We start from the raw sequence: 13200 nt of genomic DNA, 5'->3' as shown, positions 1-13200 counted from the left end.
TGCGGGGGAAGGTGGCGCGAAGCGTCGGAAGGGGGCTAAGACTTTATCATTCCAACAGAGAGTTGAGGCATGGACTTAAATTACAAAAAATTCCACGATAGATTCGAAACTAATCGACAGGTATCGCATTTAAAATGAAAGGTATCAAAAATCGCATTTTTTAACGCCCAATTTGCACCACAAGAAGGGCAGCAACGGGATTTTTCAGATTCTAAAGATTGCCCACCTACACGATATAAATAATAGTAAGTCGGTATGCCAGTTTCTTTTTCTATTTCTTTAGCTAAATATCGTCCGTGTTTTGAAAGCGTACTTTGATGATCGGAAATTTCTGCCAAAGATTGTTGTTCTAATACCGCACCATTCATTTGTAGTTGATCGCAGGCTTGCCAATTTTCTTGCCATTTAATCAGATCTTGGCTTAAGTGCGGTTGATTTTTTAGTTGTTTATACAAAGGGATGGGCGCGAAATTTTCTCCACTATGAATCGGCGAGCAACTTTGTAAATGGGTTGTGTAAAGCACTTGCCAAGCTGGCGATGTATTTTCAGCCGTTTGATCTGAATTGAAATCATCGCCCACAAGTTGAAAACCATCAAAAATTACACCGCACTTTTCGGCTTCTTGTAATGCGCGATTCACTTCTGCGTTATTATTTTGCGGGAAAAGACTATCTTGCTCAGGGCAAATGACACGCATAGCAAAGCCTTGTGCACCATCTTCTTCCGCTAAATATAAAGGAATTTCACGTCCGATAATTTGCCCGTTATACCGCCATTGATCGATCACTGCATTGAGTAAACGACTTTGTGATTCAATATTATTTTCGAGCGCAGTCAGGCGAAAATAGGTTTCGATTAAATACATAAATTTTTTAATTGCTGTCCGATTTGGTTTAAGCCGTTTAAACGTGTTTCGCTTAAACGTTGTGAAATGCCGAGTTCGCTAAAAAAGGCAATAATATCAAATGTATTCAATTCATCCGCTGTTTTGCCATTGATTTTATTGAATAAAATCCAAAGCAAGCCATTCATAATTCTGGCTTCGCTAAATCCGCTGAATTGAAAAGTGCGGTCATTTTTAGGCATAATTTGAAACCACATTTGTGCTTCGCAGCCAGTAATAGGTTGCATTTGAGCGAGTTCATTATCGCTTGGGCGAGGTAAATTTTTACCTGCTTGAATAATCAGGCGATAGCGATCTTCCCAATTTTTAGCTTGTTTTAATTGTTCTATCATTGTAATAAATCCAGTGCTTTATCTAAGGCGGTAAAGAATGCCTCTACATCTTTTTGCGTATTATAAGGCGCAAAAGAAAGACGCAATGTGGTGCGTTCGCCTAAGCGTGCTAAATAAGGCTGGGCACAATGTTCGCCCACTCGGAGCGCAATATTTTGTTCGCTCAAAAGTGTAGAAAGATCGGAACAGTCAATGCCGTCAAATACAAAACAAACGACAGTGCTTGGTTGAGGGGAATCGAATAATCGGCAATTCTCGTAAGATTTTAACCGCACTTTGACGGATTCAGCCAAGGATATAGCGTACTGTTCTGCCGCAGTGAAATCCCATTTTTGTAACCAATCCAGTATAGCATTAAAGCCAATAACCCCAGCAATATTGGGTGTGCCTGCTTCTAAACGATAAGGCAATTCAGCAAAAGTAATACGATCATTTGATACACGATCAACCATTTTCCCGCCAAAAAAGAGCGGTTGAAGTTGAGAAAGTGCGGTCAATTTTCCTGTTAAAACGCCAAGCCCATTTGGACCATAAATTTTATGGGCAGAAAATGCGAGGAAATCGGCATCTAAATCTTGTAAATCGATTTTAATATGACTAATCGCTTGTGCAGCATCCACTAAAACCAACGCATGACTATGTTTTCTAATAAGTTGAATCAGGCGTTTAATCGGCTGTTCTGTGCCCGTGACATTTGAAACAAAATTTAGTGCAACGAGTTTTGTTTTTTCAGAAAGGGTAGAAATAAGCACATTTTCATCAATTAGCCAATTATCTAAAATCGGTAAAACTCGAATTTTTGCACCGCACTTTTTCGCCGTTTCATGCCAAGTGACAAAATTGGCATGATGATCTGCTTGGCTAATCAGAATTTCATCTTCGGCGTTTAATTGCGGCAGCAATCCATTTGCCACTAAGTTTATTGCGTGAGTTGTACCCGAAGTCCAAATAACAGCGTGTTTATCTTCTGCATGAACCCATTCTTTAACCTGTGTGCGAGCCTGTTCATATTGCGCAGTTTGTGCCGCATCATATTGGCTGCGATGCACCAAACCTGCAGACGCATAAAATTCAGCGGTGCGATCAATTAACACTTGAGGTTTCAACGCGGTGGCGGCGTTATCTAAATAAATAACCGCATCTTCACGTTGGAAATAGGGAAATGCTTGACGGAACGTTTGATAATCAAAAGCCATATTAATTTTTCTCTTGTCTGCGCCATTGACTTGGTTCAATCGGATTATTATCTGCCCAAAGACCAATTCCTTTGGCTTGTGCATTTTCTTGTGCTTGAAGATAAATCGGATCATGGGAATATTGCTTATAAGCCCATGCCATACCCTGTTTAACCATTTCTAAATTAATATTTTGTTTTTGATAATAAACCACCGCTAAGGTGCGTTGATAGCGATCTTTTCCTTTTAGTGAAAGACGTACGTTTTTTTGATAAACCAGATCAGACAAGGTTTTTTTCGATTTTTGCCCAAAGGCTTGAGATTTTTCTGGCGCATCAATTTCGGCTAAACGAACTTTAATGGATTTATTGCCTTTAGTGAGGCAAGTGAGCGTATCGCCATCACTAATTTTAACCACACGACACGTATTTTTTTCGCGAGAACAAGCAGAAAGTACGGTAAAAATAAGTAATAAACTCGTCAATAGTATTTTTCGATTTATCATTTTGCAAAGTTTTTGATCTAAGTCTGGTTATTTTACCGAAAAAATGGCTCAAGTTAGCAAAAAAAAGCGTAAAATAATTTTGAAATATTATGAAAATAGTTGAAAAGGTTGTATATGATTCAAAAATTATTTTTATTAGTTCGTTCGTTGGTCATTTTATCTATTATGTTATATCTCGGAAATCTTATTGCTTATTACATTCCATCAGGTGTTCCAGGAAGTATTTGGGGATTGTTATTGCTCTTTTTAGGTTTAACAACACGAGTGATTCATTTAAATTGGATTTATTTAGGCGCAAGTTTGCTAATTCGTTTTATGGCGGTGCTTTTTGTACCAGTGAGCGTGGGAATTATCAAATATTCTGATTTATTGATAGAGCAAATTAATATTTTGCTTGTTCCTAATATTGTGAGTACTTGTGTCACTTTACTTGTTATAGGATTTTTAGGTCATTATTTGTATCAGATGCAATCTTTTACACATAAACGCAAAAAAGTAATAAAACGTAGAGAAAATCAGGTAAAACAAGCGAATTAGTATGTTAGGAAAGTTTATATGCAGCAGTACATTATTTATCTTTATACATTTTTAACAATTTTTGGGTTTTGGCTCGCACTACAAATTAGCAAACGTTGGAAGTCAATGATTTTTAATACTTTTGTTTTAACAGTATTAATTTTGGCGGCGATTTTAGTGATAGGAAAGATTCCTTATGATGATTATATGGCAGGAAATGCGCCTATTAATAATTTACTTGGCTTGAGTATCGTTGCTCTCGCATTGCCTCTTTATGAACAACTTCGCCAAATTGCCAGACAATGGAAAATTATTCTTTCAACGGTGGTTATAGCCTCTTTTTTGGCGATGTTAAGTGGCGGGCTTTTAGCACTTCTTTTAGGCTCAACGCCCGAAATGGTCGCTACGGTTTTACCTAAATCCATCACAATGCCTATTGCGATGGAAGTTTCTCGTCATTTAGGCGGCATTCCTGCCGTAACTGCAGTTGGTGTTGTGGTTGCAGGTTTGCAAGGATCGATATTTGGTTATCTTGTATTAAAAAAATTGGGTGTTGAACATCAAGAAGCTATTGGGCTTTCTGTTGGTTCGGTTTCTCACGTGCTCGGTACAGTAAGTTGTATGGAAACGAATCCAACAGCGGGAAGTTACAGTTCTATTTCTCTTGTGCTTTGTGGGATTATTAGTTCTATTCTCGCGCCATTTGTATTTAAGCTGATTTATTTCTTTGTTTAAATATCAATAAAAATTCAACCGCACTTTATTCATTCTAGATTTTGTTTGTTCTAGATAAAGTGCGGTTGTTTTTTGCGCTAAATGATTAGATAATGCAGAAAAACGAAATAAAACAAAGCGATATGAAACCACTTATCATTGATTCTTCTTGGACAGAACGTTTTCTTCCTGATCCTCCACGTGAAAAAGATAATCGCCCACCATTTCGTCGTGATCGTGGGCGAATTTTACATTCTGCCGCTTTTCGTTGCTTACAGGCGAAAACTCAAATTCACGCAATTGGCGAAAATGATTTTTATCGCACTCGCTTAACCCATTCTTTGGAAGTGGCTCAGATTGGCAGTAGTCTCGTTGCACAACTTAAATTTTTAGAAACCTTTGAAAGCCTTTCACAAACATTAAATATTGATAAAAACGAGTTGCAAAAACAATTAAAATCTTTATTGCCGAGTAACGATCTTATTGAGAGTTTGTGTTTTGCGCATGATATAGGGCATCCACCTTTTGGGCATGGTGGCGAAACGGCATTAAATTATATGATGGCAGAGCAGGGCGGTTTTGAAGGCAATGCGCAAACCTTTAGAATTTTAACGAAACTTGAGCCTTATACTGAAAATGCAGGGATGAATCTAACGCGTAGAACACTATTGGGTGTCGTGAAATATCCTGCGTTGTTAGATGTGGCTTCGCCTCAATATGCAGAACTTAATTTTTCTCGCAATATCGATCCTCGTTTTGTGCGTATTCACGATTGGATTCCAGGAAAAGGCATTTTCCGTGATGATTTAAAAATGTTTAATTGGTTGCTGGAAAATCTTTCTGAAAATGACCGCACTTTATTCTGTCAATTTAAAAAAGTGCGGGAAAATCCAGCTGAATCTTTACATACTCGGTTTAAATCGCTGGATTGCAGCATTATGGAATTGGCAGATGATATTGCCTATGGCGTACATGATTTAGAAGATGCCATTGTGACTGGCGTGGTCAATCCTCATCAATGGCAAGCGGCACATTCCGCATTAAAACAAATTCCATCAGCTTGGTTGCATGAAAATATTGATTCAATTAGCCAACGACTTTTCTCTGATAAACATTTTGAACGAAAACAAGCCATTGGTGCATTGGTGAATTTTTTTATTACTAATGTGCGGTGGAAATTAACGGCAAATTTTGATGAACCTTTGTTACGTTATAACGCAGAGTTGTTACCTGAAGTGATTGCTGCACTTGGTGTATTTAAAAAATTTGTTTGGGATTATGTTATTCGCGATGTAGATACTCAACGAATCGAATATAAAGGGCAGAGAATGCTAACAGAAATGTTCCAAATTTTTGAATCTGATCCAGAGCGTTTATTACCGCGAAATACTGCAAATCGTTGGCGTAATGCCCCTGAAGAAAGGAAGAAGCGGATTATTTGCGATTATATTGCAGGCATGTCGGATGCACACGCATTGCGGGTATATCAACAACTTTGATTTAAGAGAGAATCCCATCGAATTGATGGGATTTTTTTATGTAAACCGTATAGAATAGTGCGGTTAATTTTCACTGAATTTTTATGGGGCAGTTGTGGCATTAATTAGTTTAACCAATGGATATCTTTCCTTTAGTGATGCACCTTTGTTAGATCACGCAGAACTACATATTGAACCGAATGAACGTGTTTGTTTAGTTGGGCGTAACGGTGCAGGTAAATCAACTTTATTGAAAATCATCGCAGGCGATGTGCTTATGGATGATGGCAAAATCCAATACGAAAAAGATCTTGTGGTTTCTCGTTTAGAACAAGACCCACCGCGTAATGCACAAGGCAATATTTTTGATTATGTCGCGGAAGGCGTAGGGCATTTAACGGATTTATTGAAAGAATATCATCAGATTTCTGTTCAATTGGAAGAAAATGACAGTGATCAAATTTTAAGTCAATTAGAGCAAGTTCAGGCTAAATTAGAACACGCTGATGGCTGGCGATTTGAAAATAAAATCAATGAAGTGCTGTTAAAACTAGGTTTAAATCCAAACACAAAATTATCCGCACTTTCGGGAGGTTGGTTACGCAAAGCGGCACTAGCACGTGCATTGGTGTGCGATCCTGAAGTGTTATTACTCGATGAACCAACCAACCACTTGGATGTGGAAGCTATTGAATGGCTGGAAAATTTCTTACTGGATTTCCAAGGTAGCCTTGTATTTATTTCCCATGACCGTTCTTTTATTCGCAAAATGGCAACACGTATTGTGGATTTAGATCGCGGTCAATTGCAATCTTATCTAGGCAATTACGATTTATATTTAACCACGAAAGAAGAAAATCTACGCGTTGAAGCCTTGCAAAATGAATTATTTGATAAACGTCTTGCACAGGAAGAAGTGTGGATTCGCCAAGGTATCAAAGCTCGCCGTACAAGAAATGAAGGGCGAGTGCGAGCATTAAAAGCGATGCGTGAGGAACGCCACCAACGCCGTGAGGTAATGGGAACAGCCAAATTACAATTAGATACCTCAAGCCGTTCAGGCAAAATTGTCTTTGAAATGGAAGATGTGAGCTATGAAATCGCAGGAAAAACCTTGTTAAAAGATTTTTCAACAACGATTTTACGTGGAGACAAAATTGCCCTTGTTGGGCCAAATGGCTGTGGGAAAACCACGTTCATTAAATTATTGCTGGGGGAAATTCAGCCTACATCAGGCAAAATCCGTTGTGGTACTAAATTAGACATTGCTTATTTTGACCAATACCGTGCTGATTTAGATCCTGAAAAAACTGTAATGGATAATGTGGCAGATGGTAAACAAGATATTGAAATCAATGGTGTAAAACGTCATGTGCTAGGGTATTTGCAAGATTTCTTGTTCCCGCCAAAACGAGCAATGACCCCAGTTAAAGCCTTATCGGGGGGAGAACGAAATCGTTTATTACTCGCAAAATTATTACTCAAACCAAATAATTTATTGATTCTTGACGAACCAACCAATGACCTTGATGTAGAAACATTGGAGCTTTTAGAAGAAATTTTGACTGATTATCAAGGCACATTGTTAATTGTGAGCCACGACCGTCAATTTATCGATAATACTGCGACAGAATGTTATTTATTCGAAGGCGAAGGGCTTTTGAATAAGTATGTGGGAGGATTCTTTGATGCGAAACAGCAACAAGCCAATTTCTGGGCAAGTAAAGCAGTGGAAGAACAGGCTAAAGCGAAGAAATCTGAACCACTAAAAGAAGAAAGTGCGGTGAAAAATGACCGCACTTCTAAGCCGAAATCCGTGAAACTTTCTTATAAAGAACAACGTGAGTTAGAACAGCTGCCACAACTTTTGGAAGAGTTGGAAACCAAAATCACCGTACTTCAAGCTGAAATAGCCGATACAGCATTTTTCCAACAGGCTCATGATATTACTGACACTAAATTACAAGCATTGGCGGATACTGAAGCAGAATTAGAAACCGCATTTTTACGCTGGGAAGAATTAGAAGAAAAGAAAAATTTGGCTGAAAGTAAAGCTTAAAAAATAACGCCCGAAAGGGCGTTTTTTTTTATGTATTTTCAAGATGATCTTTTTTCAAAATATTTTCTTCATCAAGTATTGATAAACGAGCGATAGCGTTTCGATAAGAAATTTCAAGAGTTTCTCTGCTGGTTGCCATTACGCCTTGATCCACTAAAAATCCATCATTTACGTCATATACCCAGCCGTGTAATGAGAGTTTTTGTCCGCGTTCCCAAGCACTTTTTACAATAGAAGTTCGACCAAGATTGTAAACCTGTTCCGCTACGTTAATTTTAGTTAGCATATCGGCACGTTTTTCTGGAGAAAGTTTACCGAGAAGATGACCGTGTTTAAACCAAATATCACGAATATGAAGAAGCCAGTTGTTGATAAGCCCTAAATCTTTATCTGCCATAGCAGCATGAATCCCCCCGCAGTTGGTGTGACCACAGATAATAATATGTTCAATTTTAAGCACATCGACGGCATATTGCACAACAGAAAGGCAATTAAAATCTGTGTGAATTACTTGGTTAGCAACATTACGGTGAACAAATAATTCACCAGGTTCAAGATTCGTCAATTTCTCAGCGGGTACACGGCTATCAGAGCAACCAATCCAAAGGTAATGTGGCGTTTGATGATCCGCAAGTTCTTTGAAGTAAGTAGAATTTTCTTCTTTCATTCTTTGCGCCCAACTGTAATTGTTGGCAAAGAGTTGTTTAATTTTATCCATTTTACTTTCCTTAAAATTCTGAAAAAACTAACCGCACTTTGGCGTAAGTGCGGTCAATATTAAAGTTAAATTGAATTAGAAACTCGCATTTCTTGGCACGCGTGGGAATGGAATTACATCACGAATATTTTGAACGCCAGTTACATAGACGATTAAACGTTCAAAACCAAGACCAAAACCAGAATGTGGAACGCTGCCGTATTTACGCAGATCGCGATACCACCAATAATCATCTGGATTTAATCCCATTTCTTCCATGCGTTTATCAAGCACGTCTAAACGTTCTTCACGTTGTGAACCACCGATGATTTCACCAATTCCTGGTGCTAACACGTCCATTGCCGCCACAGTTTTTCCATCATCATTTAAACGCATATAGAATGCTTTAATATCTTTTGGATAGTTTTTTACCACAACTGGTGATTTGAAATATTCTTCCGCTAAGAAACGTTCGTGTTCAGAAGAAAGATCAATGCCCCAAGAAACAGGGAATTCAAATTTCTTACCAGATTTTAATAACACATCAATGGCATCGGTATAGTCAATTTGCACAAAATCTGAGTTTACAAAGTTTTCTAAACGAGTAATAACATCTTTATCTACATGTTTTTCAAAGAATTGTAAGTCATCTTTACGTTCTGCTAATACTGCACGGAATACGTATTTCAACATATCTTCTGCAAGTTTTGCGTTATCCGCTAAAGTTGCAAATGCAACTTCAGGTTCAACCATCCAGAATTCAGCTAAGTGACGAGTGGTATTCGAGTTTTCTGCACGGAATGTTGGGCCGAAAGTATAAATTTTGCTCAATGCACAAGCATAGGTTTCGCCGTTTAACTGACCTGAAACTGTTAAAAATGATTCTTTACCGAAGAAATCTTGGCTGAAATCAACTTTTCCATTTTCACCACGTGGAAGATTTTCTAAATCAAGTGTAGAAACACGGAACATTTCACCCGCACCTTCAGTGTCTGATGCAGTAATTAATGGGGTTGCCACCCAGTAGAAACCTTGCTCATGGAAGAAACGGTGAATTGCTTGAGATAAGCAATGACGAACACGCGCGACCGCGCCAATAATATTGGTACGAGGGCGTAAGTGAGCCACTTCGCGTAAATATTCGATAGAGTGGCGTTTTGCTGCCATTGGGTAAGTATCTGGATCTTCAACAAACCCTGTCACTTCCACTTTTTCTGCTTGTAATTCAACCGCTTGTCCTTCTGAAGGTGATTCAACGACTTTACCGGTTACAATCACAGAACAGCCTGTTGTTAAACGTAAAATTTCGCTTTCGTAATTTTCAATATCGTTATTAATAATCGCTTGAATTGGATCAAAGCAAGAACCGTCATAAACCGCTAAGAAAGATAAGCCTGCTTTAGAATCGCGACGGGTACGAACCCAACCACGCACAGTGACGGTTTCACCAATCGCCACTTTCCCTTGTAATACATCAACAATTGATGCCACTTTAGACATATTAAACCTCTGTAACTGAATGTAATTCACATAAAATTGCCGACAGTTTACCTTAATAAAGGAAATTTTCCATAAAAATATAGTGTTGGTGCGGGCTATGAACAATAAAATAGCCTTAAAAATGAGTCCTAAATAAAATAGGGTAAAGCCTTATTAATATTGAATATACGCGATTTTATGCTAAAATCTTGAGCCAAAATCATTATGGCTAATAATAGGAAAAAATATGAAAGTTTTAGAAGGCTCAGTTGCAGCACCTAATGCAAAAGTTGCAGTAGCAATTGCTCGTTTTAACAGTTTTATTAATGAAAGTTTATTAGAAGGCGCAATTGATGCATTAAAACGTATCGGCCAAGTGAAAGATGAAAATATCACTATCGCGCGTGCCCCAGGCGCGTATGAGTTGCCATTAGTTGCTCGTCGTTTAGCTGAAAGTAAAAAATTTGATGCGATTGTGGCATTAGGTGCAGTTATCCGTGGTGGTACAGCACATTTTGAATATGTAGCAGGAGAAGCAAGTAGCGGTTTAGGAAAAGTTGCAATGGATGCTGAAATCCCTGTCGCTTTTGGTGTATTAACCACAGAAAATATTGAACAGGCGATTGAACGTGCTGGTACTAAAGCGGGTAATAAAGGTGCAGAAGCAGCCTTAACCGCACTTGAAATGGTTAATCTTATTCAACAAATTGATGCGGCATAAATCATGACAGAACAAAAACAAGTGAAAAAGCCTTCTGCTCGTCGTCGTGCGCGTGAATGTACCGTTCAAGCCTTGTATTCTTGGGCGGTATCCGGCAATACTGCAGAACAAGTGGAATTAGCCTTTGTGTTAGATCAAGATATGGATGGGGTAGATAAACCTTACTTCCGTAAATTATTTCGTCAAACAATAGAAAATATTGAAACCGTTGATTTTTCAATTTCGCCTTATATTGACCGCGCTTTTGATGAGCTTGATCCTATTGAAACTGCAATTTTACGTTTGGCCGTTTATGAATTGCGCTTCGAGTTAGATGTGCCATATAAAGTGGTTATCAATGAAGCGATTGAAGTGGCAAAAGTATTCGGTGCAGATGAAAGCCATAAATATATCAATGGCGTGCTTGATAAAATCGCGCCAGCATTAGGGCGTAAATAATCCTTTTAAACTGAAAATGGCGCGCGTTTTTAATGCGTGCTTTTTCTTTTATAAGATAGGTGAAAAATGGCAATGGGTGAATTTGATTTAATTAAACGATATTTTCAGCAACAAATATTAGTTGATGATTCCGTTCAATTATCTATTGGCGACGATTGTGCGCTGGTTTCCGTGCCAGAGAATTATCAGCTTGCCATTACGACCGATACAATGGTAGAAAATACGCATTTTTTACCAACTATTTCACCTGAAAATTTAGCTTATAAGGCTGTTGCAACAAATTTAAGTGATCTTGCTGCAATGGGGGCACAGCCAAAATGGGTTTCTCTGGCATTAACTTTGCCAAATGTAGATGAAAATTGGATTTCAACATTTAGCCAAAGTTTATTGCACACGTTAAAACAATACAACGTCACATTAATTGGTGGCGATACTACAAAAGGTAATTTGTCTATTACGATTACGGCACAAGGTTTTGTCGAAAAAAACAAAGGAATTTGTCGGCATAAAGCACAAATCGGTGATTTAATTTATGTTTCAAGCACTTTAGGCGATAGTGCGGCAGGTTTAACACAAATTTTATTGGGCAAAAGTGCGGTTGATTCTGATGATGTTTTTTTGCAACAACGACATCTTAGACCCACACCTAGAATTGAACTTGGGCAGGCGTTAATTGGCATTGCTCATGTTGCCATTGATCTTTCCGATGGGCTAATATCTGATTTAGGGCATATTCTTGAACGAAGTCAATGTAGTGCTGAAGTTGAATTGACTGCATTACCTCTTTCATCATCGATTTTAAATAAATATGATCGCACTCAAGCGGAACAATTTGCCTTAAGTGGTGGCGAAGATTATGAACTCTGTTTTACTATACCGCCCAAATCTAAAGATGAATTAGAATTACGCTTGAAAAAACTGAAAGTGCCTTGTACTTGCATTGGTAAAATCACTGAAAAGTGCGGTAACTTTTCTCCCCGTTTTTTACGGGATGGAAAACCTGTGAATATAACTTTTTCAAGCGGTTTCGATCATTTTAAGGAATCAAAATGACAGAAAATAATCCTCTTAAAAAAATCTCTCTTTTAAATCCTATTCATTTGCTTGCCGTTGGTTTTGGCTCTGGTTTAATTTATCCAGCACCCGGCACTTGGGGGAGCTTAGCTGGAACAATTTTAGGCGTGATTTTGCTTTCTTTGTTAGGTGTAAAAACCTTTTTAATTTTCACCGCACTTTGTTTTCTACTCGGTTGCTACCTTTGTCAAAAAACTACTGCAGATATGGGCGTACACGATCATGGTTCTATCGTCTGGGATGAATTTGTCGGCGTATTTATTGTATTAGCGGCGATACCGTCATTATCTTGGCAATGGATTGTGGCTGCTTTTGCGTTATTTCGCTTTTTTGATATTTTAAAACCGTTTCCAATTCGTTATTTTGACGAAAAACTCGAAAATGGTTTTGGCATTATGGTCGATGATGTATTAGCGGCTATTTATGCGGTGATTGTCGTATTTGCAATTCAGTATTGGATGTTGTGATGCTAAATTTAATCATTGTGCATTTATTTGGGTTAATGACACCAGGGCCTGATTTTTTCTATGTAAGTCGGATGGCAGCGAGTAATTCTCGTCGTAATACAGTTTGTGGCATTTTAGGCATAACGCTTGGCATCGCCTTTTGGGGAATGCTTTCTATGTTGGGATTGGCGGTGTTGTTCGTTACCATTCCAGCATTACATGGCGTTATTATGTTGCTAGGCGGTAGTTACTTAGCATATCTCGGTTTTTTTATGGCTCGCAGTAAAAAATACGCTCAATTTGAACCGCACTCTGATACTGAATTTAATCAGCAAACCACAATCAAAAAAGAAATTTTGAAAGGGCTTTTAGTGAATTTATCCAATGCAAAAGTCGTGGTGTATTTTAGTAGCGTGATGTCGCTTGTCTTAGTAAATATCACTGAAATGTGGCAAATTATCTTGGCTTTTGCAGTGATTGTGGTAGAAACATTTTGTTATTTTTATGTGATTTCATTGATTTTTTCACGTAATATTGCCAAGCGTTTATACAGTCAGTACAGCCGTTATATTGATAATATGGCGGGTATTGTATTTTTATTTTTTGGTTGTGTGCTTGTTTATAACGGCATCAACGAAATAATTCATTAATAGAAAAGGAA

General features: G+C 38.1%; 15 protein-coding genes. 9 read left to right on the top strand and 6 right to left on the bottom strand.

Annotated elements, in window-relative coordinates:
* Nucleotides 1–80: 80 nt before the first annotated feature.
* The 4 genes from DQN49_RS08405 to DQN49_RS08390 are packed head-to-tail and all read right to left on the bottom strand — an operon-like array spanning nucleotide 81 to nucleotide 2917.
* The gene (locus DQN49_RS08405; protein ID WP_006995944.1) at nucleotides 81–866 is read right to left on the bottom strand and encodes a Zn-ribbon-containing protein; all 786 of its coding nucleotides are present in this window, start codon (nucleotides 864–866) and stop codon (nucleotides 81–83) included.
* Nucleotides 857–1237, bottom strand: a complete 381-nt coding sequence (locus DQN49_RS08400) for a SufE family protein (RefSeq protein ID WP_005665228.1) — start codon at nucleotides 1235–1237, stop codon at nucleotides 857–859. Before DQN49_RS08400 ends, DQN49_RS08405 begins: the two co-directional genes overlap by 10 nt.
* Nucleotides 1234–2433 carry a cysteine desulfurase gene (locus tag DQN49_RS08395; protein ID WP_006995945.1) on the bottom strand — a complete coding sequence of 400 codons (1200 nt, stop codon included), beginning with the start codon at nucleotides 2431–2433 and terminating at the stop codon, nucleotides 1234–1236. The genes DQN49_RS08400 and DQN49_RS08395 overlap by 4 nt, the downstream gene beginning before the upstream one ends.
* A gap of 1 nt (nucleotide 2434) precedes the next feature.
* A complete protein-coding gene (locus tag DQN49_RS08390; protein WP_006995946.1) occupies nucleotides 2435–2917 on the bottom strand; it encodes a thermonuclease family protein in 483 nt (160 codons plus the stop codon).
* 114 nt (nucleotides 2918–3031) lie between these two features.
* Here DQN49_RS08390 and DQN49_RS08385 point away from each other — a divergent pair, with 114 nt between their 5' ends.
* The 4 genes from DQN49_RS08385 to DQN49_RS08370 all read left to right on the top strand — a co-directional run bounded on the left by DQN49_RS08385 (nucleotide 3032) and on the right by DQN49_RS08370 (nucleotide 7684).
* Nucleotides 3032–3454, top strand: a complete 423-nt coding sequence (locus tag DQN49_RS08385) for a CidA/LrgA family protein (RefSeq protein ID WP_005650310.1) — start codon at nucleotides 3032–3034, stop codon at nucleotides 3452–3454.
* Nucleotides 3455–3472: 18 nt separating this feature from the next.
* The gene (locus DQN49_RS08380; RefSeq protein WP_006995947.1) at nucleotides 3473–4168 is read left to right on the top strand and encodes a CidB/LrgB family autolysis modulator; all 696 of its coding nucleotides are present in this window, start codon (nucleotides 3473–3475) and stop codon (nucleotides 4166–4168) included.
* 92 nt (nucleotides 4169–4260) lie between these two features.
* Nucleotides 4261–5646, top strand: coding sequence for an anti-phage deoxyguanosine triphosphatase (locus DQN49_RS08375; protein ID WP_006995948.1), 1386 nt, complete (start codon nucleotides 4261–4263; stop codon nucleotides 5644–5646).
* Between the two features lie 94 nt (nucleotides 5647–5740).
* The gene (locus tag DQN49_RS08370; RefSeq protein WP_006995949.1) at nucleotides 5741–7684 is read left to right on the top strand and encodes an ABC transporter ATP-binding protein; all 1944 of its coding nucleotides are present in this window, start codon (nucleotides 5741–5743) and stop codon (nucleotides 7682–7684) included.
* A 28-nt stretch (nucleotides 7685–7712) separates the two neighbouring features.
* Here the strand turns inward: DQN49_RS08370 and can are convergent, their stop codons facing one another.
* Nucleotides 7713–8402: a carbonate dehydratase gene (gene can, locus DQN49_RS08365; RefSeq protein WP_005631770.1), complete on the bottom strand. Its 690-nt coding sequence runs from the start codon at nucleotides 8400–8402 to the stop codon at nucleotides 7713–7715.
* Nucleotides 8403–8477: 75 nt separating this feature from the next.
* Complete coding sequence (gene asnS / locus DQN49_RS08360) at nucleotides 8478–9881, bottom strand: asparagine--tRNA ligase (RefSeq protein ID WP_006995950.1); 1404 nt, start codon at nucleotides 9879–9881, stop codon at nucleotides 8478–8480.
* Between the two features lie 226 nt (nucleotides 9882–10107).
* On the opposite strand from asnS, the gene ribH reads away from it, so the two are divergent.
* From ribH to DQN49_RS08335, 5 genes are all read left to right on the top strand, one after another.
* Nucleotides 10108–10581, top strand: coding sequence for a 6,7-dimethyl-8-ribityllumazine synthase (ribH, locus tag DQN49_RS08355; RefSeq protein WP_006995951.1), 474 nt, complete (start codon nucleotides 10108–10110; stop codon nucleotides 10579–10581).
* Between the two features lie 3 nt (nucleotides 10582–10584).
* Nucleotides 10585–11019 (top strand): transcription antitermination factor NusB, encoded by a 435-nt coding sequence (gene nusB, locus DQN49_RS08350; protein ID WP_005650345.1) that lies wholly within the window; start codon nucleotides 10585–10587, stop codon nucleotides 11017–11019.
* 66 nt (nucleotides 11020–11085) lie between these two features.
* Complete coding sequence (thiL, locus tag DQN49_RS08345) at nucleotides 11086–12072, top strand: thiamine-phosphate kinase (RefSeq protein ID WP_006995952.1); 987 nt, start codon at nucleotides 11086–11088, stop codon at nucleotides 12070–12072.
* Nucleotides 12069–12560, top strand: a complete 492-nt coding sequence (locus tag DQN49_RS08340) for a phosphatidylglycerophosphatase A family protein (protein WP_006995953.1) — start codon at nucleotides 12069–12071, stop codon at nucleotides 12558–12560. The genes thiL and DQN49_RS08340 overlap by 4 nt, the downstream gene beginning before the upstream one ends.
* Nucleotides 12560–13189, top strand: a complete 630-nt coding sequence (locus tag DQN49_RS08335; protein ID WP_005662497.1) for a LysE family transporter — start codon at nucleotides 12560–12562, stop codon at nucleotides 13187–13189. Before DQN49_RS08340 ends, DQN49_RS08335 begins: the two co-directional genes overlap by 1 nt.
* The last annotated feature ends 11 nt before the right edge of the window (nucleotides 13190–13200 follow it).

It is taken from the genome of Haemophilus aegyptius (genome assembly GCF_900475885.1).
Taxonomy (GTDB): domain Bacteria; phylum Pseudomonadota; class Gammaproteobacteria; order Enterobacterales; family Pasteurellaceae; genus Haemophilus; species Haemophilus influenzae.
Note: the sequence above shows the minus strand (reverse complement) of the source record. Positions and strands in the feature narration are given on the sequence as shown.